Here is a 25,016-nt window from a genome sequence, read left to right as displayed (position 1 = left end):
TTTGATCTCTTTATTTCAAATTCAGTTCTTTAATCAGGGTCGTCCACTTCACCTCGTCACGCTTGAGATTCGCCGTGACGACTTCGGGGGCTGAAGTATTCAGCTCGATGCCAAGCTGACCCAAACGCTTGCGTAACTCATCATCCTGACTCAATGACTGCATCGCACTCGACAATTTCGCTTGCAACGCTGGGTCCAGAACAGCAGGTGACACCAATGCCAGCCAGAATGTCGCTTCAAAATCTTTGGTACCCAAAGCTTCGTTCATAGTCGGCAAGTCAGGAAGCGTCGACATACGCTCCATGGAGGTCACAGCCAAACCTCGGGTCTTGCCACTACTGATAAAAGGCATGGCCTCGCTTGCGGCCGAGAACATCATCTGCACCTGTCCGCCAATCATGTCCTGTGCAGCGGGCATACCCCCTTTGTAATGTGCCACGACCATTTTCAAACCGAACTGCTTGATAAAGTACTCAGCCGCAAGGTGATTGATCGATCCCACTCCAGAGGTACCAATCGCGTATTTATCGGGATTCTTCTTGATCAGTTCAACTAATTCTTTGGCGTTATTGACTGGCAAATCTTTATTCGTTTGCAAGACAAACGGTGCCGTCATCATCATTGAAATCGGCGTAAAACTCTCATACGGCTTGTAGCTTACGGCTCCTTGCAAAGCGGGATTAATGACGATGGAGACCGGCGCAGCATAGAGCGTATATCCGTTAGGTTTTTGACCTGCAACATACGTACTGGCGACAGTCGAGGCGGCACCCGCCTTATTCTCGATCACCATATTGGCGCCAATCTTGTTGCCCAGGGCCGAAGCAATCGCACGACTAGATACATCGCTCACACCTCCCGCGGGATAAGGCACGATGAATTTGACGGGTTCCTGGGGATAGGCGGCGGCATTTTGGGCCATTGAAATTTGGGACGCGCCGAGCACAATCATTGTCGACGCAGCCATGACCATTCTCATCCCTGCAAAACGCACTACAGTCTTATTTATATACACATTTGTCTCCTGGATATTGTTTTAAATACTCACTTTAAAGTGCGGCACCGCGTGCGGTGATGGGCCAGACCGCTTCAACCTTACCCGCTCGATAACAAATCAATTCGTCATACAAATTGACCGTTGGATCGCAATGTCCCGGGATCAGCAAAACAAAATCTCCAAGCGCCGGGTCATTGGCTTGCTCAGTTTGCAATACGCCATGCTCATCGCTCGCTTTGGTGTAATGAACTCCTGGCTTTTTCCAAACGACCGGCAGCCCTGAGTCCACGCTTGAAGCTTTGAGACCCGCGTCCACCACCGCGCGATCGGCGGTTGGTCGACTCATCACGCCAGTTTTCACAAATAGCGCGTGTTCGAACTGGACGTCTTGCGGACCTTGATGATTTTTTGCGTAATCCGCATCCATAAAAACATAAGAACCGGATTGCACTTCATTGAACACACCAGAGTCTCGCTCCAAAGCCACTGAGCCTGTTCCAGCTCCAGTGATCCTTTCGACCTTGATCCCGAGCTTTTCGAGGGCATGACGCATCGTCACGGCAATATCGCTGGCCTGACGGATCGCAGCCTGACGCTGCTCGGGCTCGCGATAGTGCTGTGCACTCCCGTGATAACACTGCAGACCCATGAAACGCAGATAAGGCGCAGCAGTGATTTGCTGCGCCAAGTCGGTGACCTCCTGGACTGAGCTCACGCCGCAGCGCCCCATCCCCACATCGACCTCAATGTAGACATCAATCGTCGTTTTGCGTTCCTGACTAGCATGGTCGAACTGCGCAACCTGACTCGGGTGATCGACCAACACACCGATTGTCGCCCGCGCGGCGAGATCCATCGCGTGAGCCACTTTTCTGGCGCCGACGATTTGATTGGTGATCAGGACATCCTTGACCCCCGCCTCGACAAATCGGGCGGCTTCGCTGACCTTTTGGCAACAAATCCCGATCGCACCCTGCTGGATCTGCCGCAGTGCAATATCCGGACACTTATGGCTTTTCGCATGCGGTCGCAGGCGCATTTTGCTGCCAGCGAGCGCCTGTGTCATGCGAGCAAGATTGCGCTCGAACGCATCAAGGTCCAGAACCAGGGCGGGCGTATCGATATCTTCAAAAGCATCTCCGGGATGCGCGGCTTTCCAAGGTGACATGTCTATTTCTCGTTATGTTCAATGAGAGGTCGTACGTAAAACGAATAGGCTACCATTAAGATCTCAGGGAAAATCGTCTCGAGTCACCTGAGGCTCAAATTTTTTTATTCTTCGGCACACATGGCAGAAATTAAACTCAGCAACGTCGTCAAAAAATATGGCGATGTCACCATCATTGATCAGCTTTCTCTCGCGGTGGCGCATGGTGAGTTTTTCACACTTCTGGGTCCGAGTGGCTGCGGCAAAACGACATTGCTGCGCATGATTGCGGGCTTTATCATCCCTGATGCAGGTCAGGTTCATATCGGGGAAAAAGACGTCACCCACCTTGCCGCGCACAAAAGAGAAACAGGCATGGTGTTTCAAGACTATGCCTTGTTTCCTGATAAAACTGTCTTTGATAACGTTGCCTACGGTTTACGTGTAAGAAAATTTTCAAGTCAACTTATTGACACGAAAGTCGATCGTATTTTGCAGCGCGTCGAACTCGCTCATCTCAAAAAACGCTACCCCGGAGAACTGTCAGGCGGTCAGCGTCAGCGTGTCGCGCTGGCCCGAGCACTGGTGATCGAACCCAGAATCCTGTTGATGGACGAGCCCCTCTCAAATCTGGATGCGAAATTACGCATTCAAATGCGCGATGTCATCCGTGAGCTCCAGCAAGAGGCCAAAATCACAACGATTTTCGTGACGCATGACCAGGAAGAGGCACTTTCCATGTCAGACCGGATCGCGCTGTTACGCAGTGGGAGAATTGATCAGCTCGACACACCCGAAGGCCTATACTCGCGTCCGCTTACAGCCTATGCAGCGGACTTTATAGGTGGCGCAAACTTGATTCCCATCACTGATTGGACTTCACGCGGCACACAAACTGAAGTTGCGATTGCTGGAGGCGTCGTGTTGATTGATAGCGATCCGACAATCACCGCACATGCGCAAGCATCGGCCAAGTCTTTGCAAGCAACGTATCAACTCGCGGTGCGGGCTGAACACATTCACATTCAGACCGCCTCGAAAACAAGCACCCATTCCGTGCCTGCGCATGTCGTATTCAGACGTTACCTGGGATTCAAAGTCACTTACTGCGTGAAGCTTGTGGATGGCAACACGCTGATGGCGGACGTTGCTGCGGCTGACGATCCGCGCAAACAAGCTGGAGAGGCTGTATTTCTGAACTTCTCTCCTGAATGTCGACTCGTTCTGGTATAGGTCGACACACATGAACCTCTTTTTTAAAAAAAGCATATCACCCTGGTTCCTGCCTGCACTCCTATGCCTGGGCGTACTGACATTTTTTGTCGTATGGCCACTGCTCTCACTTTTTTATTTCAGCGTGGTGGATATCAAAACTGGCGACTTCAGTTTGGCCGGCTTTCAAGCTTTTCTGGATAATCCACGCTACGTTGATGCTTTTTTCAACACCTTACGACTTGGTGTGAGTGCAACGCTTGGGTGCATGCTCATCGGCGCACCGCTCGCCTATGTTGTCACCCGTTTTGATTTCCCAGGGAAATCAATAGTCGCGCTTCTGCCACTTGCGACCATCGTATTACCAGATATTGTCGTTTCACAAGCCTGGCTGATGCTGCTGGGCAACAACGGTTTGGCGCGTCGAGCGCTGGAGTTTGTTGGGATAGAACTACCCAGCTTTTATGGCTGGTTTGGCATGACCTATACACTGATTCTGAATGACTACACCTACGCCTATATTGGCATGCTTGCCGCCCTCAAAGCGATTGATGGCACAATCGAAGAGGCTGCCACCAATTTGGGTGCAAGCGGGCTTAGACGCACACTGACTGTCACTTTGCCCGTGCTGGCGCCTGCGCTGTTGATCAATGCCATGGTGGTCTTTACTCTGGCTGTTGATAACTTTTCGATACCGATGATTTTAGGAGGTTCAGTCGATGTATTGTCATCCCTGACTTACACGACCTTTCTTTCAGAAATGGGTTCGGATCCCACGATGCAAAGCGTACTTGCCGTGCTGTCTATCCTGCTAGTTGGTCTGGTGCTCTTTTTACAAAAGACCATTGTGGAGCGGAAAACCTATCAAATGCAGCAGGGACGAGCGCCTAAGCCCATACGGGCCAAAGGCTTTGCCGCAGGGCTCTTAACAGTCATGGTGCTGCTTTTTGTTGCCTTGTCTCTCATTCCCGCCATCATTGTTTTGATTGGAGCGTTCACCAAAGCAAGTGGTCCAGTCATGCAATATGGAACCTTCACACTTGAAAACATGGATCGTGCCCTGCGACAAGCCCCAGGTCCCATTTTTAATTCTCTGTCACTTGCAAGCATTGCAACACTGATCGGTACCTGCTTCGCCACGATCGTGAGTTACCTGATTGTCAAAAAAAGAATGTGGCTCGTATCCATTCTGGATTATGTCGTCATGTTGCCACTAGCGATCTCCGGGACAGTACTGGGTATTGCCCTGATTCAAACTTATAACAGTGGCGTGATTATTCTCACGGGGACATGGGCGATCATGGCAGCCGCCTACTTTGTCCGCAAAGTCCCCTTTTCCATCCGCTCGGCTTCCGCCTCGCTCTACAGCATCCCAGACTCGATCGAGGAAGCATCGATCAATCTTGGGGTGCCACCCATCAAAAGTTTTTTCAAAGTCATTTTGCCCATTATGAAACCCGCCATTCTGGCGGCTGCCATCCTGATGTGGGTTACATCGTTATCAGAAATATCAGCTACCATTGTTTTGTATTTTGGCGGTATGGAAACGATGCCAATTGAAATGTATCGACAGATCGATTCGGGTTATCTTGCCCGCGCCTCTGCCTATGGGGTCATTTTGATGACTGTGATCTTAATACCCGTCTATTTAGCGATCCGCTTTTTAAAACTTGACCTGTTCTCCAGTCACAATCCTTAAATCAGGAGTCCTTACATGACACATACGACCTTTATTCGTCGCATCTTACCCTCGACACTCGGTGCATTCGCTCTTTTAACAATGACCGCGACTGTATCCGCCAATAACGCGGTGATGTACACCTCAAACAATGTACAAGTGATCGATACCGCCACGGATGTGGCAAAAAAGACCACGCCTACGCTCAACATTCAGAAAGTCACCTCCGGCACCGGGGCACTGATGAAGCGTATCGAGGCTGAGGCCAAAAATCCTCTGGGTGATGTCGTTTGGGGTGCTGGTTTTGGCACGATGGCCGCCTTTCGTCAAAACTTTCAACCTTACGAATCCGCACAAGCTAAAGACATCGCACCTCAATTCAAAGGCCCTGACAATTTATGGGTAGGCTCCAACGCCCATGTCATGATCATCATGGTCAACAATAAGCAGCTCAAGGGCGCAACGGCGCCTAAAAGCTGGGCAGATCTCTTTTCCCCCGTTTGGAAAAATAAAATCATCATTGGCGATCCAGTTACTTCGGGCAGTGCCTACGACCAAGTCTACGGCGTTTATCAACTGTTTGGCGCAGAGGGTCTCAAGAAACTTGCAGCCAATGTAGTGATCTCCAAAAGCTCAGCTCAAGTCTATAAAGGCGTTGCAAACGGCGAATATCCGATTGGTATCACAATGGAATACGCAGCCTATTCATACGTAGCGGGTGGTCAGAAAGAGATCGAGCTTGTCTACCCTCAAGAAGGCGCCTTTATCGCACCTGAAGCCGTCGCCATCATCAAAAACCCAAAAAACGGTGCAGCTGCTGCGCAACAACTTTACGATGTCTTACTGTCTAAAGAAGTACAAGAGGCTGAACTCGTACAAAATTTCCGCCGCCCAACGCGCTCCGATATCGATGTCGCTAAACTGACCAAACTACCGAACCTGAGCAACATCAAAGTGGTGGGTACTGACCCAGCCAAAGCCGCCGCCGACTACAAGGTTGTGATTGACTTGTGGAAAGAGGCCTTGAAAAGCGCAGGAAAATAGATCAATTTAGTCTCAAGACTTTTATTGGTACTCAAGTGCTGAAAAAAAATCGTTCTCAAATCATCCAAGGAATTTTCCCGGCCAATTTATGGCTGGGACTCCTTATTTTTCTGGACGCATGGATTTTCATTTGGCCACTTGTCTCACGCATCATGGCCTCCGAACACCACGGATGGCTTCTGAATGAAAACTGGCAAGACCTGATTGACACGATAGGACTGATCGAATTGCCAAGGCTCGCACTGGGTCTTGGCATGATGATCATGTCGATCGGGCTGCTGTGGCGCGCCCGAATCGCCTGGCTCATGTCATTGATCCTGTTGATCTTCGCGCTCATCATTGATGTCTACACTTCACAGGGTCATTTTGGCATCATTATTTTTAGCGTTGTACTGTTTGTCCTGCTGATCCATAACTGGCAAGTTTTTGGTCGTTCAAGTTTTGCGGCAAGCAGCATGTACACCATCGTCAGTGTCAGCTGGTTATTGTTCTATTCCGTGTTCGGGACGTTATATCTGGGCGATCAGTTCAAACCGCCCATCGAAGATCTCACTTCGGCGTTTTACTTTTCTGTCATCACGATGGCAACTGTCGGCTATGGCGATATTTTGCCTATCGAGCCAACAGCGCGCTTATTCGTCGTATCCATCGTCATTTTCGGCATCACTGTTTTTGCAACGGCCATCAGCGCATTGGCAGGTCCAGTCATTGGCGGGAGCCTCAGAAAATTTATTCAGAAAAGGGCTGTTATTTCCATGAGAAAAAACCACATCATCATTTGCGGCGCCACGCCGCTTGCCATGAATGTCGTCGCTGGCCTGCTGGATCGCGGACATCACGTCACCGCAATTGTTCAACCCAACATCACCCACCAGTATCCCCCTCATACGGATGTTCTGATCGGCGATCCAACCATGCTTGACGTACTCAAGGAAGCGGGTCTGCCGGATGCGCAATACATCTTGGCGCTTAAGGAAGACGACGCAGAAAATGCTTTTATTGTTTTAGCGGCCAAGGAACTTGTCGGCAACAGTACCGTCAAAACTGTCTCGGTTGTAAACGAATCCGCCCATCTGTCGAAAATTCAACGCGTCCGCCCTGACATCATCTTTTCACCTCAACTACTTGGAAGCGAAATTCTGACACGTACGTTGGCAGGTGAGGTGATTGATGGAAATCTCATCTCTCAATTGTTCTTTAATAAAAGCCAAAAAACTGAAAATTTGACCTGAGATCCTCCTTAAGCGTCTTTTGATGCATGGTAAACCCTAGTTATTTATGATCGCACTTGTCATTTCTCTGTATGTCACCCTATAAAGAGATGTGTTTTGACTCATTCACTTTTAGTGCTCTGTTCTATAGAATCGCAAAATGGTCTGGTCTTTCACAGATCGTCCGACCCATACGCTTGGTATCAGTCACATTGATCCAATATCAGTTGTGACACACGCATAAAAATTATTTGGAGATGTCATGAAACAAACCACAAAATTCGCACTTTCAGCAGTCGCGCTTGGTACAGCCCTGCTGGCTACTACACCAGCTTCCGCTCAGCAAGTCACCCTGATGACCGGCCCCCAAGGTGGCGTCTGGGTGCCGCTCGGTGGTGCGCTAAAGGGCATGTGGGAAAAGGCGATCCCTGGACTTCAAATTACAGCGCAACCCGGTGCGGGCGTCGCCAACGTCATTGGTGTGGAACAAGGTAAAGCGCAGGTCGGTTTCTCCAACTCAAGCAGTGCTGTGGATGGTGCGATGGGTGTCCCCCCATTCAAGCAAAAATCGACCAATGTTTGCCAAATGGCCAACATCTATCCTCAATACTTTCAAGTGGTCGCAACTGCGTCATCTAATATCAACTCTTACGCCGACATAAAGGGTAAGCGTCTGGTCGCCCAGTCAAAGGGCAATACGGCGGAGGCCATCACCGCAGCTGTTCTCAAGCTTAACGGTTTTGACTACAGCGGCTTGGCTCGCATGAACTTCCAGGCTAGCTACACGGATGCGGTTTCGATGATGAAAGACGGTCACGTCGATGTCTTTACTCTTGGCACCACTGCACCTGCATCGGCCGTGATGGATCTGGCCAGTGGACGCGATATCAAGTTAGTGCCCGTTGATGACAAGACAATGGAAGGCATGCGTAAGATGAATGGAGGCTATAGCAAGCTCATCATCAAAGCTGGAACCTATCCCAAGCAAGACAAGGACGTACCTGTCATTGGCTATCAAACTCATTTAATCGTTCGTTGCGATATGCCTGAAGATGTAGTCTATAAAATGGTCAAGACTATGGCTGAAAATATTCCCGCTATGGCTGCCGTAAACAAGGCGATCGGTGAATTAACACCTAAAATGATGGCGGCAGATGCAGGTATCCCCATGCATCCTGGTGCGGCCAAGTACTTCAAAGAAGTCGGAGCAATGTAACGGAGCAACGTAAACAGCTTGCTTCGTGTTTTGATTTCTGATTATCGCGAAGCGCACTCCGAATGTCTATATTAAAGACTCGGAGTGCCTTCCTTGTTGTGTTCAAGCGCAGGACTTTAAAGTACCCTTAAAGTACCTCTAAACAACCTCGTACGCTGCACGTTTTACTTTCGACATGTTCGTACCCTCGATACGGATCAGACTTGTCGAAGCAACGCGTTCCGGGGCATGCAAATCACCTTCGTTATAAACATGTGCCACACCTGGTGTGAGCTTGTATGTTTTAGTCTGACGAACCTTGCCAGGCTTGTCTCCTGCGGCAGCCTCAATCAGGGCGTAGTCACGCATCTCTGTCTCTCCGCGCGCCTGGCCATAAATCGCCCAAGAGTGGGCGTGATCGTGCGGTGTTGAGCTTTTTGCGCCTTGGTAGTTATGGGCAACAATACAAAAGCCCAATTCGGGATCTTCGTAAATGACTTCTCTCTCGCCAACATTCGGCCCGAGATTGGCTTCGACAAACTGCTTGTCCACTAAAACTTCTTTCAAAAGATCCGCAACCTTTTGACGCCCGGCTGGACCAGGTTGAGCTTTCAACAGGTCGTGACATTGACGGGCAAATTGCTGAAGTGTGTGAGCCATGATGAGTCGTCCTCCAATTCGTTAATCACTGGCCGCTTATTCGCGGGCTGTACTTCGATTCTAACCTTGATGAGCGTTCATCCATTTTGATCGGGATCAAGATCCTGCGGGTCTCTAAATAAAAGTGAGTGATTGACTGAAACTAAGCGCCTCAAGCACGGTTTGACGATGAACGGCTACTGTTGTCTCGATATCATGGCCATAACCACCCGCCATCGAAATGGCAAGCGGGACACTCAACGCTCTCGAATACTCAAACACACGCTGATCCCTCTTGAGCATTCCAGCATGGGTCAGCTTGAGACGTCCCAGGCGATCACCCTCGTGCGGATCCGCTCCGGCGAGATAGATCAACAAATCAGGCGTAAAAACCTTGTTTAATTGTTCAAGTGCTGCGTCCAAAGCTTCTAAATACGCTTCATCCGATACGCCATCCGCCAAAGGAACATCCAAATCACTCGGCTCTTTTCTAAAAGGAAAATTCTTGTCGCCATGCAATGAGAGCGTAAAAACGCTGGCATCATTTTTGAAAATTGCTGCAGTACCATTTCCTTGATGCACATCTAGATCGATGATGGCTACGTTGAACCCATGCGCAGACTGTCTCTGCATCACTCGCGCCGCGACCGCAGCGTCGTTGAACACACAAAAACCACTTCCCTTATCCCGATACGCATGATGTGTGCCGCCCGCAAGATTGACCGCAATCCCGTCTCGCACAGCCGACTGACAAGCGGCAATTGTCGCGCCTACGGAACGACGCGAACGCTCAACCATGCCGGGTGTCCAGGGAAAACCTATTTCTCGCTGTTCTTTGGGCTCAAGCGTTCCCGTGATCACTTTTTGAACATAAACGGGGTCGTGAGCCAACAGTAACTGGGTATCTGTGGCAGCTGGCGCCTCAAGCAAGTTGAGTCCGGGTGCTCCAGCCACGCCATCGCGCAGTAAGCGATACTTAGATATCGGGAAACGATGGCCCTCTGGCAGCGGCAAAACAAAATGATCCGCATAAAACGCGTCCATATGACCTTCTCCGAACCTTGTCATTTCAATCAATACAACTAATCAGTGGCAAAATAAAGAACTACTGTACTGATTTTTCACGATACTAGCCGGCAACACTCATGCGCGTCTCCAATTCCCTGATGCGTCTCCTGAAATCGGGCGCAGTTGCTATCGTTGCGTTAGTCCTGACTGGATGCAGTTCACTGCAACTTGCCTATAACTACGCCCCCGGGCTAATCGCTTATCGCATGAATTCTTATCTGAATCTGGATGAGAAACAGCAAGCACTGCTTGATCAGGAACTGGCGAGCTTTGCTGCATGGCATGAACGCACACTCCCCCTTTACACCGCGGAACTCAATCAATGGGCCAACAGGCTCTCCAAACCTGAACCTTTCACGGGTAAAGAAATCCTCTCCATACAAGAAACAATCGAGAACCAGCTGCAAACCGTCGGGGCACGCGCGGCGACGCAACTCGGTCCTCTTCTGGTGACACTGGGACCGCAACAGCTCAAGCAGCTGCAATCAAAATTTAAAGATAGTAACGATGAATATTTTTCTGACTATTTGAAAAATTCCGATAGCCCAGCGAGCATCAAAAAGCGTCATGCGCGCATTACAAAACGTTTCGAAGAGTGGCTGGGGTCGTTGGACACGCAACAAAGAAACATTCTGATTTCTGTTTCAGATCGCAGGGCGCCCACTATTACCGCCTGGTATGCAGAACGCAAATTGCGCCAGCAAGCCTTGTTGACACTTCTGGAGACACAGCGCTCAGGGTCACCTGCACACGCGCAACAGGCTCTTACAGAATACCTCACGAGCCTGAATACATACCGTGAACCGAATCTCAACCAGCAGCGCGATGACTTGCGCATGGAATGGGCTCAGGCAACCGCCGAGATTCTGAATATTGCCTCTGCCGAGCAAAAGAAATTTCTTCAAAAGAAACTGCGGGGTTATGCGCAAGATTTTGCAGCCCTGACCCCGAAGAAACTCGCTCAAAATTAAGCTGTTCTAAAGCGCGTGAGCTTCACAAAAAGAATCGCCAGAAACGGCAAAGTCAAACCAATCAAAATAGACGCCGCCAGAATCGATCCCAAACTTGTATAGTTGGCCGCGACTTCGACTACGCCCGAGGCTGGATTGCGTACCTCCCGGGTCACGGTGAAAATCTGATTCAAATACTTTGTGCCAAGCTGACTGAGCGACAGCGCAAGATTGGTAAACGAAGCCATCACAGCAAAATACGTTGCCTTGAGATTTTCAGGGGCCGAACGCGCGATCCACGCCAGCATCGGAATCATCGCCACTTGACCGAGGGGAGACTCCAGCGCCGCATCCACCAGGGCGATAAATCTTGCGTCCACGATACCGCCCGTCATCGCGCTGGTCCAATGATGCAAACCATAAAACATGCCGATCGTAGGCAAAGAAAGCAAGGTGCCAAATATAGTCAGCGTACCCACGACATAAGCAATCGAACGCTCGGCCATAAAGCGTCGAAAAATAAACATGCCGAGCAAGGACAAGGTACTGGCAATCAGGGAGAGGATCGAGAAAAAATGCTGGTCGAATTTGAGCTCGTCAATCATCCACCACGTCACACCAGGGCCAGGACTTGGTATCGCGCGAAACACAAAAATAACAATCGCAGTACCCACAAGCGTGGACCGCATCTGAGGATCCAAGTCACGCGTCAGCCTGGAGATCAGAAAGGTGACAATCCCCATTGATCCAACAAAAATGATTTCCTGCCCGTAGGGCATCTGAGTCAGTCCCATCGTCATCGTGAATGCGACAAAAACCAGACTGCCCCCCAGAATCACCCAATTAGGTTTGGTTGGTTCGATATCACCGGTCAGGAGCGCATGAGCCTGTTCTTTTGTCATGCCCCTTGCTAGCAATTTTTTTTGCGCGCGCGCTTGCAAGACGGCGGCCAATACGACACCGAGTACAGAGATCAAGGGAATCGCCATCGACACAAGATAAACCTGAAGATATTTTTCTACCTTCTGTGCCTCATCAAGTTGCTGGACACCTGCAAAAACATACAGGTTAATAACCGCAACAAATACCGAACCTCCAATAATTGCCACCCGCCCAAGCGTCTGCATGGTCGTGTGCATCAGCTTTCTGCGTTCAGGATCGATCAACTGTCCATCGTCCTCCACACGGGGGACAGCCTCTACAGTCATCGCATCGGCCACAGCATCTTGCAATACATACCCTACAGGAGAAAGCAAGGCACTCAGCACATACCAACTCTCCACGGACATCACCGCTGCCATGGATTCGCGGTCACCAATCAGCCCGATCATGATCAGCAAACTCGCCGCGATCAGTAAAGCACCGAGAAACAATAATGCCCTTTTCCATCGCCAGAGCAAATCAATCAAGTGTCCGAGCACCATTTTGAGCGACCAGGGAATGACCACCCAGAAACTCAATGCAGCTAAAAAGGCAACAGAGAGATTGAGGTAATCCTTGACGAAAAAGGTACCCACAATGCCGGTCAGACTGGAAATGCCGGCAGCCATATAAACCATGAGCGGCGGCAAATAAGACAAACGCACTTCACGGCCAAGCTCAAGGATATTGCGATCTATCCAGCGCCAAATGATCTGGGCCATTGTTCAATCCTCATTCTGATCAATATTTGCCTCAGAATACCTGATAAAAACTGTCAGCTCGCACTGCCGTCCGACTAAAGCGCCAACCAGCCGTTTTCCATAGGCAGGATGGCTCCATTCATCTGACCACCAGCAGGTGTACACAAAAAAAGTGCCAGCTCTGCCAGATGTTTGGCCGGAATCAGCTTGCCGCCTGGCTGCTTGCCCTGTAAAAACTCTTTTGTCGCATGATCCCAATCAAGCTGTTTTTCTTGCATCAGGGCGCGGATGCGACTCTCAATGTTAGGGGTCAGCACGGACCCCGGACACAGCGCATTGCAGGTGATATTTTGCCCCACAACCTCGGAGGCGATCGCTCTTGTCATACCGATGAGCGCGCTTTTCGTGGTGACATAATCGATTCGATTGGGTGTGCCACGCGAGCCATACACAGAGGTCATATTAATCACCCTCCCCCAACCACCCTCTCGCATGCCTGGCAAAAATGCTTTCACGAAATGAAAAGGCGCGCTCAGATTGACGGCAAGCGCCTGATCCCAGCGCTCAGTTGAAAACGTCTCAATCGGCGAAAAGTGTCGAGTGACCGCATTGTTGACCAGGATATCGATACGGCCAAACTGTTTAAGCGCGAGTGAGACCAGCTGCTCAACTTCATCGGGATTTTGGATATCCTTTTGATGATAAACAGCCTGGACACCTTTCGCATTCAGTAAGGCCAGCTCCCCGGAGACCTGGCTGAGCGGTTCAAGTCCATGCAAAATCACGTTGCAACCGGCTGAAGCGAGTTCTTGGGCAATCGCCAATCCAATTCCACCACTCGAACCTGTGACAAGCGCCGATTTACCTTTGAGCATTTCTGATCCTTGAGACATCAAACACCATCAATCATTACTGTGCTTTCAAATCAGCTTTCTTGACCAAGTCCTTCGTTGCATTCAAGTCACGCTGAATTTGTTCTGCAAACTCTTTGGGCGTACTAGGTGAAGCATTCAGTCCCAGACCATCCAAGCGACTTTTAACGGCCGGATCTTTCAGCGCGGCAGTCAGGTCTTGATTGAGTTGCTCAACCACCTTGGCGGGTGTGCCAGCAGGTACCGCGAATCCATACCACTCCGGCATTTTTCCAAGCTCAGGGAATCCTGCCTGAGCTGCTGTTGGGGTATCCGGCAATACGGACACACTATCCGGACCAAACATCACGAGTCCGACAAGTTTGCCTGCGCGGACATGCGGTGCCACCGAAGTGGGATTCGCGACGAATAAATTAATATGGCCAGCCAATACGTCCACGATGCCTGGACCTGCCCCCTTGTAGGCGACATGCATCATATCGACTCCCGTCACGCCTTTAAACATCTCGCCGGTCAACTGAGGGCCTGAGGCACTCGACCCGTACGAGAGTTTTCCTGGCTGCGTTTTTGCCAGTGCAATAAATTCCTTGAGATTTTTAACATTCAAACCTGGTGTTGCCACCAGAACAAAAGGTTGTTGTGTTCCGCGTGTGACCGGAATGAAATCTTTGACAGGATCAAAACCCGTATCTTTGTAGATATGAGGATTGACGGTGAAGGCTCCCTGGTGCGCGAGCACCAAGGTATAGCCATCAGGAGGTGCTTTGGCGCCATACGCGGTACCAACGTTACCTTGCGCGCCGGCACGATTTTCAACGATGACTTGCTGCTTCCAAATCTGAGTCAGTTTTTCAGCCAAAATCCTGGAAAGCGCGTCAGTACCTCCACCGGGTGGGAATGGCACAACAATCTTGACAGGCTTGTTGGGATTAAAAGCTGAATCTGCGATCACAGGCGAGACCACGCCCAGACACAGCGCAAGCAGCGCAACTATTTTTTTCATGTTTGTCTCCAGTAATTTTAGATCGTCATTTAAAACTTAGGACTGCATACCCCAGCGGCTAATTGTTTTTTTCTCAACGGTTTTAAAGATTAGATTTTCCACCAGAAGGCCAAAAATGATGACCGTCAGCAGCCCGGCAAATACATTTGGAATGTCCAGCATATTTTTATTTTGAAAAATATACCAACCCAAACCACCCGAGCCAGAGCTAGCGCCAAAGACCAACTCAGCCGCAATCAGCGTACGCCAAGCGAAAGCCCAGCCGATTTTCATACCGGTCAAAATACTCGGGAAAGCGCCCGGAATTAAAATCTTGGTGACATAGGCGACATTGGAGAGCCCATAGTTTTTACCCACCATACGCCAGGTTGGACTCACCGCTTTAAAACCTGCGTGTGTATTGAGGGCAACCGCCCAGAGGACCGCGTGAATCAACACGAAAATGATGCTGCCCTCACCCAGTCCAAACCAGATCATCGCCAAAGGCAACAAAGCAATCGACGGCAAAGGATTAAACATGGATGTCAGCGTTTCCAGAATATCCGAACCGATGCGCGTGGCACTGGCAAATGCCGTAAAGAGCGCAGCGATCGCCAGCCCCACGGCATAACCCTGCAAGAGTACCGTCAGCGACGACCATGTCGCCATGATGATCTTGCCTGTGATCAAGCCCGCGAAAAACGCTTGAACGGTGGCGGAAAATGTTGGGAATAACAACGGATTGTTGAGCCAAAGGGCATAGATTTCCCACACTCCTGCGAGAAACAGCAAAACAAGTGTCTTTCTGAGCAAGCCGTTACCCATCAATCGCTCAAACGTACTCAGTGGCTTTTCGATCACACCAAAACCCGTCAGCTCAATTTCACTGATTCTCTCTGGTCGAGCGACAGGGGTGTCTTGAATGATTTGCTCACGCATGTGCGATTCTCTCGTGATCATGAAACAGTAATTCTTCGATATGTTTGGCCAAAGGCTGACCCGTCGGTCCCATGGTATCGATTCCATGACAGTTCAACTCGGCGCGGACTTGTCCGGGATGCGGACTTAACAGCAATATCCTGCTACCGATTCTTACCGCCTCGGGAATCGAATGGGTCACAAACAAAACGGTAAATTTAGTGTCCTCCCATAGCTGCAAAAGCTCTTCTTGCATTTTTCCACGGGTCAGCGCATCGAGGGCTGCGAAAGGTTCGTCCATCAGCAAAATCTCAGGTTCCATCGCCATCCCGCGCGCAATCGCCACGCGCTGCTTCATCCCTCCCGAAAGGGTATGCGGCAAACTATCGGCGAATCCTGTCAAATTCACTTTATCGATGTAATGCATGGCACGATCCTCAGCCTCTCTTCGGCCAAGCTTTCCACTCGCAGTCAGCGCAAACACAACATTCTGTTTGACTGTTTTCCAAGGGAGCAACTGATCGAACTCTTGAAACACCATCACCCTGTCGGGTCCAGGCTGATGGATTTCGTGACCATTTAATTTAATTTGACCTTCGACCGGATTTAAAAACCCACCGACAGCTTTGAGTAATGTCGACTTGCCGCAACCTGAAGGGCCCAGTATGACGTAACGATCTGATTTCAATACGTCAAAACTCACGCGATAGGTCGCCGTGACAAGGTGCTCTTTCGTACGATAGCGAAGCGTCACACCTTGTACAGAAAGCAAGGGTGATGAAGATGACTGCAACATTGTGGACGAGTCCATTTAAACAAAAAACGCCCGCGATCTGATTCAGTCCGCGGGAACAAGGGATTTAATTTCCACCGGCCACATCACTGCCAGCAAAGAACAACTCGTCAATTGATTTTGGATTGTTTTTAAGCGATCCGATCTGATTCATGAAGGTGGCGTATTTCATGACGTTTTCAGGCTTGGTCGTATATTTAATCGTTGGATCGTTCAGTTGCGCGATCATGTCTTCTTTTGACCATTTACTTGAGCCGCCCATCGATGCGATCAAGATGTCGGCCGCGCCACTTTTGTCTTTGGCAATCATGTCCTGCGCTTCTTTAAGCGCACTGACAAACGCGGCATAGACCTTGGGATTTTTTTGCTGAAAGTCTGATCGCGCGGAAATCATCGTAAACGTGGTCGATCCACCCATGACATCATCTGTATTCATGATCGACCGCACACCAGGAGACTTTCTCTCAAGTTGATCTAGAGGCGCGGAAGCATAATGACCTGTGATTCCGCCACTACCGGATAACAATGCCGCTGCGGCATCACCATGATTCATCGTCACGGTATAGGGGTCGAATCGAAACGCCTGATCTTTACCGTACTTTTGAACTGCGTACATTTGCATGACGATCGAAGGAATAGACGACTTCACCGACGTCACTGCGATCTTGTCAGTCGGCCGCAAATCATCAATCGTCTTGAGATGCTCTGCGCGCGTATTCAGATTCATCGGCATCGAACTCATCGCCGCCACACCTTTGACATTCGCATTTCCCTTGGTGCGATCCCACAAAATCAGAAAGGATGGGGGACCCGCTGCGATGAAATGCGCAGAACCAGATAACAACGCATCGATCATGGCAGAGGGTCCGCCAATGTTCGACCAGTTCACTTTCATTGTGTGACCCAGTTTTTGCGCATGCTTTTCAATCAGATTGTGCTCTTTCATGATGTGCAGAGGTAAAAAACCAAAACCACCGGCACCCAAGGGTACTTTCAATTCAGTCACGTCCGCTTTGACAGTGAGCGGCAATACGGTCAAAGCAGAAAGTGCGAATGCATAAAGTACTTTTTTCATTTTTGTCTCCTAGCTTTTTTAAGATAATTTTTTACTTTATAGAGTAATTACGAAAAATGTGCGAGAAGCAATTAGCCGGCATTCAATTCAATGACTCAGGAATCTCCCATCCTGCAAGGATTTCGCTCAAGCGCGCGACCTCTGTATGGTCCACATTGGGGCCTAACACTCCCTTCGCCCCATTCCACATATCCAGACACAAATGACCAAACGGCGCTGGCACACCCATATTTCTGGCTAATCCCATCGCGATCGCGATATCTTTGACCATCATATGCAAGGGAAAACCAGAATCAAACTTTCGATTCAACACGTATTGTTTGAATTTTTTCTGGGTGCTGTTGTTCATCCCTGTCGAACTATTCAAGACATCGACCATGACCTCTGGATCTAAACCAAACTTTGATCCAATGATTAGCGCTTCAATACCGATCAGATATCCTGCACAGGAAACGAGGTTATTGAGCGCTTTCATTGCATGGCCTGAACCTAGCGCACCTGTACGCGTCACCGTTCCCATGAGGGAGAGCACCGGTTCAGCCTGCTCAATCCACACAGGCTCCCCTCCAGTCATGATGGTGAGCGTGCCATTTTGTGCCCGGGGTACAGCGCCGGAAACTGGGGCATCAATCAAATGCACGCCGAGGGCTTCTAGGCGAGTCCCCATCGTGAGTGTCATCTCTGGTTGTCCGGATGTCATATCCACGACAAAAGCATTCTTTTTGAGTCGATTCGACAACCCGTTCTGTCCAAACAGTACCTCCTGAACCACACCACTGTTCGGAAGAATCATGACTACGAAATCGGCATCGGTACCGAGTTGATCAGGCGTCAAGGCCGTATGCTTGCCATGCTGAGCACTAAATTTTTCGATTCGCTGACGATTGCTGTCATAAACACGGACTTGGTGACCGCCCTCGAGCAAACGTTGTGCCATGGGCGCCCCCATCGCCCCCACGCCAATGAAATGAATGAGCTGTGATTTTTTCAATTGTGAGTCTGTCATGTTCGTTCTCACTCAAGACTGACGTGCGATTGTCATGAGGACACTCACATCATCGAACTTCTCGATCTCCCAAACGGATTGGATGAGACGCAACTGATCACAACCAGTATTCGCTTGTGCGCTTAAGGTCATCAATTTTTCCTCGATATCCTGATCCGTCAATGGTCGCCCTGTCGATCCTCGGGCTTGCTTGACGAAAACAGTTTCTGGAGGCTCGCCAATAAAATGCAATGTCACTTTTGCAGCATCGATCGACATACTGTTGTCTACAGAAAATCTGACCTTTTCGCCCAATGCGCGCACGGCCGAATCATTGACTGCCTCGTCACTGAATTCACTCAAACCCGCACGGCCTCGCAATAAAGAAACCGGCACGGCGTGCTGCGCGCTCACCTGAGACTCGCGACCAGTTCTAACCCCGGGACGGTCAGTTCGATCACGCAATAATTGTTGTCCAGTGACCTCGATGTATTCAATGCGCCGCGCCAAATCGCGCACGACATCTTGACGCGCAGAGAGCTGTAAACAGGCCTCGATCACTGGATTGAGGACGATACCGCACGGGTAGGGCTTATAAGTGTTGAGGGCCATTTCCCAGTGCTTTCCAAACTGATCGTTGATGCCCCCCAGATCAGGCTTGTCACCCATGACATTCAGAAACCCGCGAAGACCATCGAGCGGCGCAACCGGACCATCAAAATTATCTGCTGCCAACAATGCAGACAACAGACCATTCCGCGCAGCGTTACCGACACTTAAACTTTTAGCCATTGTTCCGAGCGTTTCGACTATGCCGCAAGCTTGATTCGCCGCACTCCCCAATGCCCAGTTCAGCTGCATGGGGCTCAGACGCAAAAGCCAGCCACTCGCGATCGCTGCGCCCAACACACCGCAGGTCGACGTGATATGCCAGCCGCGGCCATAGTGATAGGGTGAAATCGCATTTCCAATGCGGCATTCAACTTCCATTCCGAGTATCAATGCTTGCAGAAAATCTTGGCCGGACACACGGTTCTTCTCTGCATAGGCAAGAATGGCGGCAGCAATCGGCGCGGTAGGATGAATCACTGTGCGCAGATGTGTGTCATCGTAATCAAATACGTTGGCGCTCATGGCATTGAGCGCGGCGGCATTGAGCACATCTGTTCGCTCAGTCCGTCCAATCATTGACGCACTCTGATTGGCTGAAAAAGCCGTGTAAGTCTTCACGAGTTTTTCAATAGTGGGATCATGCGATCCAGCAAAACCGACAGCAAAATAGTTCAGCAACGAACGTTTGGCTTCATGGCGAACCGTCGGGGCAATATTTTCCCATTGAGTACCATGCACATTCGCGCAAAGTATTTGCGAGGTATTCATAGCGACTTCCTTGATTGAGTCTCGTGATTTAATTATTCTTTATCTTGCGGTACGTGATTATCACGACTAGCCTGTCATCCTAACAAATAAAACGAAGGACAAAAATGACGATCGCCGGCACTCTGGCACGATTTGCGGTGCAAACTCACATTGTGGATATACCTCCCCTGGCGCTAGAGCGCGCTGAAATGTGTATTTCAAGCACACTTGCCAGTGTCGCGGCAGGAATTGATATCGAATCCGCGCGTATCGTCAGAGAACTTGCCCTCGAAGATGGTGGCGCTCAACAAGCAAGGGTTTGGTTTAACAGTCACAAGTTACCCGTGACAGCGGCAGCCCGCGTCAATGCGCTCGCAAGCGATGCCGCAGCCTCCGACGATAGCGATATGCGCAGCATCGCACATATCGGCACGATTATCTCCACAACTTCGATCGCAATGGGAGAGCATATCGGTGCATCAGGCAATCAAGTCCTTGAGGCAATGGTGATCGGTTATGAGGTCGCGGGCCGGATTGATGAGTCTCTGACGCCTGGCCGGATGAGAAACGGCTTTCACGGCAGTTTCTCAACAGTCTTTGGTGGCGCCGTCGCGGTTGGCAAACTTCTGCAGCTAGACGTTGAGCAAATGACCCACGCCATCGCAATCGCTGCGACATCAATCGGTGGTATGGCCATTGCTGCCGACACGAGCTGCGCGCGCGAGTATCACGCAGGGATGGCGGCCAGCTCGGGTGTCCAGGCCGCACTCGCCGCCAAACGGGGCTTCAGATCGGAAGTCTCTGTTCTCGAGACGCCTCGTGGTTTTCTGAGTGCACTGGGAGGGACTGCTATCGAAGACATCACCAAAGATTTCGGCGAATCCTGGGATATTTGCACCGATATGGCGATCAAACTGATGCCCGGCGCGCACCCTTTTCATGCCGTAGCCGAAGCGGCCGCAACGGCTGCGATCGAAGGCAATATCAATCCTGATGACATTCAGGAGGTCATGATTTCAGCGGCACAAATGAAAGACTGGATGGCACCCCACCATCCCACCGACCTGATCACGGCCGCACATAGTGTTGTTTATTTTGTCGCTGCGGCAATTGTGGATCGAGGCTTTACCTGGAAACATATCACCAGAGAAAAAATGCTCGACCCTGTGATCGCCAAGCTTCAGGACAAAGTCGTTTTCGATCCTCAACCAGCACCGCTTCCGGATCGTTTTACGCATCGCCATGGCGGGACCGTGATCATCACGCTCAAAGATGGCCGTAAAATTTCCAATACATGCAGGGCAGCCCGTGGCTCTGGTCCAACGGGTGTCACTTGGCAAGAAGTCGAAAGTAAATTCAACCATCTCATGCCACTTTCTGGACTGGACTTAACAAGAATCCAGCAAATCGGCGATCAGGTACGTCACTTCAGAACTTTGCCCTCCGTGACGCATCTGACGCAACTACTGAGCCCGGTCTAGTTGAGCTTGACGCCTGATTCCTTCACGATACGGCCCCAGTTCGCGTAGTCTTTCTTCACGAACTCGCCAAAATCTTTTGAGCTTCCACCCACGACATTGACGCCACCGGCCTCAATCTTTTGGGCGACCTCAGGAACCTGAAGGACGCGATTGACCTCTTTGTTCAGGCGCTCAACCACGGCAGGAGGTGTGCCGGCAGGTGCAAACAAACCGACCCAGATGCTCGCGTCCATATCTTTGACGCCACCTTCCTGCATCGTCATCGTGTCAGGCGCTTGCGCGGCACGCTTGGCTGTCGTCACGGCGACGGCTGTGAGTTTGCCACTTTTGACGTGAGGCAACAGGGACGCCAAAGAGCCGATATATACATCGACCTGGCCGCCCATCACATCAGTCATCGCAGGTGCAGCACCTTTGTAAGGCACTTGGAGCAAGTTGATATCAGCGCGTTTTTTGAAATCTTCACCAACCAGGTGACCAAGCGTACCCGCACCGGCAGTCGCCCAACGCAGGCCTTCGGCGGTTTTACCCTTGGCGATCATATCCATGGGCGTTTTGATCGAGGAGTTCGCAGCACTACCAATCGCCGCTGGAGTCACTGAAACCTGAACGATCGGCTCAAAGCTCTTGACACTGTCATAAGTCAAAGAAGGATACAGCCAGGGACCCAGCATCATGTTGTCGGTCTGCCCCATGACTAAGGTATAACCATCGGCGGGGGATTTGGAAGCTTGCTCGATGGCGAGGTTACCGCCCGCTCCGGGTTTGTTTTCAAGAATAACTTGCCAACCTGTCAGCTCGGCGAGCTTTGTTCCAACGATTCGGGACACAAAGTCCGTGCCACCGCCCGGAGGAAAGGGAATCAGGATCCGGATGGGTTTGTCAGGATAGCTTTGAGCCAATGCGCTGACCGGAGCCGCAGCCCAAGCCAGCGAGGCCACCAAAGCCAGTTGTGCAATTCGTTTGATATTTTTCATTACGTTCAATTTCTCCGTGTGTACTGTGTGGCGATTGTAAAAAAACACAATCAGACCGCACCTACGTTGATCTTAGGTTTGTGACTCTGCACTGTCAAGCGAACCCCTATTCCCGTCAAATTCCGATGATTCACTTGGCTTTATTTGAGTCGGAGGGTTTTAAAAGCTTGCCCCAAGTCGCAATTTCCTTGCGCAAAAACTGCTCAAATTCCAACGGTGAAGACACCGCTACGACGCCGTCAATCACAGACAAACGCTTGGCGACTTCAGGTTGCGCAAGACTGACACGCAAGGCCTCATTAATTTTGTTCACGACCTCCTTCGGTGTCCCGGCGGGTGCCAAAACGCCCCACCAGACAACCGCCTGAAAACCCGGGTAGCCCTGCTCAGCGATCGTGGGGGTATCAGGCGCTGAAGCGAGTCGCTCCGCACCAGAGGTGGCCACGAGCTTGATACGTTTGCTGTCCAAATGGGGTTTGAGCTGGGACATCCCCGTGAACAACATGTCAACATGACCACTTGCGACATCCAAAACACCCTGGCCAGCGCCTTTGTAGGGAATCTTGGTGATTTTTGTTCCTGTTGCGGCCATGAATAGCTCCGCGGCCAAGTCAGTCGCCGACCCCTCGCCCGACGTGGCTGTGGTCAGCTTGCCAGGATTATTCTTGGCGAATGCGACGAGTTCAGGAATGTTGTTAATTGGTAAACCACTGTTAACGGCCAATCCCATGGCATACGTGATGACTTGTCCCACCGGCGCGAAAGCTTCAGGAGTTTTATAGGGCAGATTGGGAAGCAAGGTTGGGTTGGTCGAAATCGTCGGACTGACCAACAGCAGCGTGTAGCCATCAGGCGCGGCTTTTGTGACAAGCTCGGTACCAACGACTGTGTTGCCACCACCTCGATTCTCGACAATCACGGGTTGTTTCAATGTATCGGATAACTTGTCAGACCAGGCTCGGGCAATAAAATCGCCACCACCGCCGGCCACGAAAGGCACCACAATGCGAATCGGGCGCTCAGGATAATTGTCCGCCGGACTTGCTTGGGCTCCACTGCAAGCAAGCAAAAAGCCGCACAGCAAAGCCGAGACCTTTCGATACATTCTTATCTCCTCATGATCAGTCTGTGAGTCGCCATTCAGGCGATCTGTAATAAGCTTACGCAACTGCTGACCAGAACACAACGAAGTCTTGCACCAACATGAAAACACCCCTTGCAGTACTGAATACATTCCGCCCGCACGACGGCACTTTGCACGACGCGTTTAATAGCCGTTGTGAAGTCAAGGGCAACGCCCCTTTTATTGTTCAGCAAGGTCAAACCTTGTCCTGGTCTGAGTTTGATCGTGCCTACAAACAACTTGCTTACGCCTTGCATCTCAAAGGCGTATGTCACGGCATGCGTGTTGCGATCATGGGCCGAAACGATTCCGCACACGTACTGACCCTGTTCGCCCTTGCCTATCTTGGTGCCATCATGGTGCCAGTCAACCCGGACTTTGGCGAACGCGAAGCTGGCTATGTCTTTAAACATGCCGAGATTTGTGGAGTGATCGCTGAAACAGCTGTCATTCCTACGATCAAGGCAGTCCTAAAAAATATTGAGATGTCACCCTGGATCGTTGAAATCGATGCCTCTTCCGAGTCAAGCGATTCACTGAGTCATCTCATCGAATCCACAGATGGGCCTCACCTTCCTCCTCAGGGCAAAGCCTCAGACACTTGCATCATCATTTACACCTCTGGTACGACAGGGTTTCCAAAAGGTGTGATGCACAGCCAGTTCAACCTGGTTACCGCAGGTGAGGCGAACGTTGAGCGCCTGCACTTGCAGCCTGAGGATCGGGTATTGATCATCCTGCCATTTTTTCATGTGAACGCCGTTTTTTATTCTTTGAGTGGCGTGCTGGCGAGTGGTGCCTGCATGATTCTGGTTCCGCGCTTCTCTGCCTCTAACTTCTGGCATGTCGCAGCGGATCAAGGCGCAACGGTCGTCAATGTCATTGAAGCGATCGGATCCATTTTGTGCGCGCGCGATCGCAGCGAATACCGACCTGATCACAAATTGCGTGTCGCCTACGGAGTACGTAAAGGTTCAGCCTCCGTTTTCCGCCAAGAGTTTGGCATTCAAAAACTATTTTCCGGTTTTGGCATGACCGAAATCCCGGGTGTGACATGCAATCCTTGGGAAGGACCGGATAAACCAGGCAGCATGGGCTTACCGGGCAAACATCCTGATCCTCAGAGGCCTTGGGCTATCTGCCGCATCGTCGATGATGAAGGTCAGGATGTCCCTGTCGGCGTTGTTGGAGAACTTTGGGTCAAAACCCCCATCGTGATGCAAGGCTATTTTCGCGATCCGGAGCAGACGCAACAAGCGTTTCACGATGGATGGCTTAAAACAGGTGATCTTGTGCGATGCGATGAAGACGGTTACTACTACCACCTGTCCCGCAAGAAAGACATCATCCGCAGACGGGGTGAAAACATTGCTGCCGCTGAGCTTGAAATGGTGATTGCGGAGCTACCGGGTATCTATCAGGTTGCTGCGATTGCAGTGCCCTCGGAGCTTGGAGAGGACGAGATTCTGATTGCTGCGGTTAAAAAGCCTGAGTCACTCTTGAAAGAACAGGATATCGTCGACTGGTGTCGCGCGAAACTCACTGCAGTCAAGGTCCCGCGCTTCGTGAGCTTTTTAAAAGAGCTGCCCTTGACGCCTACTCACAAAATATTGAAAACAGCTTTGAGAGCCGATCCAAACGTTCGTGCGCAAGCCGTTGATTTTCAAGTTTCTGGGCGGTGATTACCC

22 protein-coding genes are annotated in these 25,016 nt (G+C 50.6%); 8 read left to right on the top strand and 14 right to left on the bottom strand.

All coding sequences use genetic code 11. The features are described from left to right. Nucleotides 1-10: 10 nt before the first annotated feature. Nucleotides 11-967, bottom strand: coding sequence for a Bug family tripartite tricarboxylate transporter substrate binding protein (locus QWY30_RS10110; protein WP_290240652.1), 957 nt, complete (start codon nt 965-967; stop codon nt 11-13). A gap of 82 nt (nt 968-1,049) precedes the next feature. Further along, nucleotides 1,050-2,165: a DSD1 family PLP-dependent enzyme gene (locus QWY30_RS10105; RefSeq protein ID WP_290240650.1), complete on the bottom strand. Its 1,116-nt coding sequence runs from the start codon at nt 2,163-2,165 to the stop codon at nt 1,050-1,052. 120 nt (nt 2,166-2,285) lie between these two features. Between QWY30_RS10105 and QWY30_RS10100 the strand changes: the two genes are divergently transcribed. The 5 genes from QWY30_RS10100 (at nt 2,286) to QWY30_RS10080 (ending at nt 8,505) form a co-directional block, all read left to right on the top strand. Further along, nucleotides 2,286-3,377, top strand: a complete 1,092-nt coding sequence (locus tag QWY30_RS10100) for an ABC transporter ATP-binding protein (protein ID WP_290240648.1) — start codon at nt 2,286-2,288, stop codon at nt 3,375-3,377. A 10-nt stretch (nt 3,378-3,387) separates the two neighbouring features. Further along, a complete protein-coding gene (locus tag QWY30_RS10095; protein WP_290240645.1) occupies nt 3,388-5,055 on the top strand; it encodes an ABC transporter permease in 1,668 nt (555 codons plus the stop codon). Between the two features lie 15 nt (nt 5,056-5,070). Beyond that, complete coding sequence (locus tag QWY30_RS10090; RefSeq protein WP_290240643.1) at nt 5,071-6,078, top strand: extracellular solute-binding protein; 1,008 nt, start codon at nt 5,071-5,073, stop codon at nt 6,076-6,078. A gap of 35 nt (nt 6,079-6,113) precedes the next feature. Further along, complete coding sequence (gene kch, locus QWY30_RS10085) at nt 6,114-7,310, top strand: voltage-gated potassium channel protein (RefSeq protein ID WP_290240642.1); 1,197 nt, start codon at nt 6,114-6,116, stop codon at nt 7,308-7,310. A 241-nt stretch (nt 7,311-7,551) separates the two neighbouring features. Beyond that, nucleotides 7,552-8,505 carry a TAXI family TRAP transporter solute-binding subunit gene (locus tag QWY30_RS10080; protein WP_290240641.1) on the top strand — a complete coding sequence of 318 codons (954 nt, stop codon included), beginning with the start codon at nt 7,552-7,554 and terminating at the stop codon, nt 8,503-8,505. Nucleotides 8,506-8,643: 138 nt separating this feature from the next. Here QWY30_RS10080 and QWY30_RS10075 read toward each other — a convergent pair whose 3' ends face one another. Together QWY30_RS10075 and QWY30_RS10070 are read right to left on the bottom strand one after the other, a co-directional pair. Next, the gene (locus tag QWY30_RS10075) at nt 8,644-9,144 is read right to left on the bottom strand and encodes a cupin domain-containing protein (protein WP_290240640.1); all 501 of its coding nucleotides are present in this window, start codon (nt 9,142-9,144) and stop codon (nt 8,644-8,646) included. A 114-nt stretch (nt 9,145-9,258) separates the two neighbouring features. Next, on the bottom strand, nt 9,259-10,167 hold the full coding sequence (locus QWY30_RS10070; protein WP_290240639.1) for a histone deacetylase family protein: 909 nt from the start codon (nt 10,165-10,167) through the stop codon (nt 9,259-9,261). Nucleotides 10,168-10,268: 101 nt separating this feature from the next. On the opposite strand from QWY30_RS10070, the gene QWY30_RS10065 reads away from it, so the two are divergent. Further along, a complete protein-coding gene (locus QWY30_RS10065) occupies nt 10,269-11,162 on the top strand; it encodes a DUF6279 family lipoprotein (protein WP_290240638.1) in 894 nt (297 codons plus the stop codon). On the opposite strand, the gene QWY30_RS10060 is transcribed toward QWY30_RS10065, so the two are convergent. From QWY30_RS10060 to QWY30_RS10025, 8 genes are all read right to left on the bottom strand, one after another. Continuing rightward, a complete protein-coding gene (locus QWY30_RS10060; RefSeq protein ID WP_290240637.1) occupies nt 11,159-12,784 on the bottom strand; it encodes an MFS transporter in 1,626 nt (541 codons plus the stop codon). The genes QWY30_RS10065 and QWY30_RS10060 overlap by 4 nt on opposite strands. A 74-nt stretch (nt 12,785-12,858) precedes the next feature. Continuing rightward, the gene (locus tag QWY30_RS10055) at nt 12,859-13,656 is read right to left on the bottom strand and encodes an SDR family NAD(P)-dependent oxidoreductase (RefSeq protein WP_290240636.1); all 798 of its coding nucleotides are present in this window, start codon (nt 13,654-13,656) and stop codon (nt 12,859-12,861) included. A 16-nt stretch (nt 13,657-13,672) separates the two neighbouring features. Beyond that, complete coding sequence (locus QWY30_RS10050) at nt 13,673-14,638, bottom strand: Bug family tripartite tricarboxylate transporter substrate binding protein (protein WP_290240634.1); 966 nt, start codon at nt 14,636-14,638, stop codon at nt 13,673-13,675. Nucleotides 14,639-14,674: 36 nt separating this feature from the next. Continuing rightward, nucleotides 14,675-15,556, bottom strand: a complete 882-nt coding sequence (locus tag QWY30_RS10045) for an ABC transporter permease (protein WP_290240633.1) — start codon at nt 15,554-15,556, stop codon at nt 14,675-14,677. Then, nucleotides 15,549-16,331 carry an ABC transporter ATP-binding protein gene (locus QWY30_RS10040; protein WP_290240631.1) on the bottom strand — a complete coding sequence of 261 codons (783 nt, stop codon included), beginning with the start codon at nt 16,329-16,331 and terminating at the stop codon, nt 15,549-15,551. The genes QWY30_RS10045 and QWY30_RS10040 overlap by 8 nt, the downstream gene beginning before the upstream one ends. Before the next feature lie 64 nt (nt 16,332-16,395). Continuing rightward, on the bottom strand, nt 16,396-17,403 hold the full coding sequence (locus QWY30_RS10035) for an ABC transporter substrate-binding protein (RefSeq protein ID WP_290240630.1): 1,008 nt from the start codon (nt 17,401-17,403) through the stop codon (nt 16,396-16,398). An 82-nt stretch (nt 17,404-17,485) separates the two neighbouring features. Next, a complete protein-coding gene (locus QWY30_RS10030) occupies nt 17,486-18,409 on the bottom strand; it encodes an NAD(P)-dependent oxidoreductase (RefSeq protein ID WP_290240627.1) in 924 nt (307 codons plus the stop codon). A gap of 12 nt (nt 18,410-18,421) precedes the next feature. Beyond that, complete coding sequence (locus QWY30_RS10025; protein WP_290240625.1) at nt 18,422-19,768, bottom strand: MmgE/PrpD family protein; 1,347 nt, start codon at nt 19,766-19,768, stop codon at nt 18,422-18,424. Between the two features lie 104 nt (nt 19,769-19,872). Here QWY30_RS10025 and QWY30_RS10020 point away from each other — a divergent pair, with 104 nt between their 5' ends. After that, complete coding sequence (locus QWY30_RS10020; protein WP_290240623.1) at nt 19,873-21,228, top strand: MmgE/PrpD family protein; 1,356 nt, start codon at nt 19,873-19,875, stop codon at nt 21,226-21,228. Here the strand turns inward: QWY30_RS10020 and QWY30_RS10015 are convergent. Then, nucleotides 21,225-22,205, bottom strand: coding sequence for a Bug family tripartite tricarboxylate transporter substrate binding protein (locus QWY30_RS10015; RefSeq protein ID WP_290240620.1), 981 nt, complete (start codon nt 22,203-22,205; stop codon nt 21,225-21,227). The two genes, QWY30_RS10020 and QWY30_RS10015, sit on opposite strands and share 4 nt — an antisense overlap. A 130-nt stretch (nt 22,206-22,335) precedes the next feature. After that, nucleotides 22,336-23,310 (bottom strand): Bug family tripartite tricarboxylate transporter substrate binding protein, encoded by a 975-nt coding sequence (locus QWY30_RS10010; protein ID WP_290240618.1) that lies wholly within the window; start codon nt 23,308-23,310, stop codon nt 22,336-22,338. Between the two features lie 98 nt (nt 23,311-23,408). Between QWY30_RS10010 and QWY30_RS10005 the strand changes: the two genes are divergently transcribed. Continuing rightward, complete coding sequence (locus QWY30_RS10005) at nt 23,409-25,010, top strand: class I adenylate-forming enzyme family protein (protein ID WP_290240616.1); 1,602 nt, start codon at nt 23,409-23,411, stop codon at nt 25,008-25,010. Nucleotides 25,011-25,016 lie beyond the last annotated feature (6 nt).

Origin of the sequence: Zwartia panacis (assembly GCF_030410395.1) — a bacterium.
Lineage (GTDB): Bacteria > Pseudomonadota > Gammaproteobacteria > Burkholderiales > Burkholderiaceae_B > Zwartia > Zwartia panacis.
This window is presented reverse-complemented; position numbering and strand designations above follow the sequence as displayed.

Coding starts and splice junctions, on each gene's coding strand:
- QWY30_RS10110 (WP_290240652.1), bottom strand. CDS start 967: ATGGCTGCGTCGACAATGATTGTGCTCGGCGCGTCCCAAATTTCAATG.
- QWY30_RS10105 (WP_290240650.1), bottom strand. CDS start 2,165: ATGTCACCTTGGAAAGCCGCGCATCCCGGAGATGCTTTTGAAGATATC.
- QWY30_RS10100 (WP_290240648.1), top strand. CDS start 2,286: ATGGCAGAAATTAAACTCAGCAACGTCGTCAAAAAATATGGCGATGTC.
- QWY30_RS10095 (WP_290240645.1), top strand. CDS start 3,388: ATGAACCTCTTTTTTAAAAAAAGCATATCACCCTGGTTCCTGCCTGCA.
- QWY30_RS10090 (WP_290240643.1), top strand. CDS start 5,071: ATGACACATACGACCTTTATTCGTCGCATCTTACCCTCGACACTCGGT.
- QWY30_RS10080 (WP_290240641.1), top strand. CDS start 7,552: ATGAAACAAACCACAAAATTCGCACTTTCAGCAGTCGCGCTTGGTACA.
- QWY30_RS10075 (WP_290240640.1), bottom strand. CDS start 9,144: ATGGCTCACACACTTCAGCAATTTGCCCGTCAATGTCACGACCTGTTG.
- QWY30_RS10070 (WP_290240639.1), bottom strand. CDS start 10,167: ATGGACGCGTTTTATGCGGATCATTTTGTTTTGCCGCTGCCAGAGGGC.
- QWY30_RS10065 (WP_290240638.1), top strand. CDS start 10,269: ATGCGCGTCTCCAATTCCCTGATGCGTCTCCTGAAATCGGGCGCAGTT.
- QWY30_RS10060 (WP_290240637.1), bottom strand. CDS start 12,784: ATGGCCCAGATCATTTGGCGCTGGATAGATCGCAATATCCTTGAGCTT.
- QWY30_RS10055 (WP_290240636.1), bottom strand. CDS start 13,656: ATGTCTCAAGGATCAGAAATGCTCAAAGGTAAATCGGCGCTTGTCACA.
- QWY30_RS10050 (WP_290240634.1), bottom strand. CDS start 14,638: ATGAAAAAAATAGTTGCGCTGCTTGCGCTGTGTCTGGGCGTGGTCTCG.
- QWY30_RS10045 (WP_290240633.1), bottom strand. CDS start 15,556: ATGCGTGAGCAAATCATTCAAGACACCCCTGTCGCTCGACCAGAGAGA.
- QWY30_RS10040 (WP_290240631.1), bottom strand. CDS start 16,331: ATGTTGCAGTCATCTTCATCACCCTTGCTTTCTGTACAAGGTGTGACG.
- QWY30_RS10035 (WP_290240630.1), bottom strand. CDS start 17,403: ATGAAAAAAGTACTTTATGCATTCGCACTTTCTGCTTTGACCGTATTG.
- QWY30_RS10030 (WP_290240627.1), bottom strand. CDS start 18,409: ATGACAGACTCACAATTGAAAAAATCACAGCTCATTCATTTCATTGGC.
- QWY30_RS10025 (WP_290240625.1), bottom strand. CDS start 19,768: ATGAATACCTCGCAAATACTTTGCGCGAATGTGCATGGTACTCAATGG.
- QWY30_RS10020 (WP_290240623.1), top strand. CDS start 19,873: ATGACGATCGCCGGCACTCTGGCACGATTTGCGGTGCAAACTCACATT.
- QWY30_RS10015 (WP_290240620.1), bottom strand. CDS start 22,205: ATGAAAAATATCAAACGAATTGCACAACTGGCTTTGGTGGCCTCGCTG.
- QWY30_RS10010 (WP_290240618.1), bottom strand. CDS start 23,310: ATGTATCGAAAGGTCTCGGCTTTGCTGTGCGGCTTTTTGCTTGCTTGC.
- QWY30_RS10005 (WP_290240616.1), top strand. CDS start 23,409: ATGAAAACACCCCTTGCAGTACTGAATACATTCCGCCCGCACGACGGC.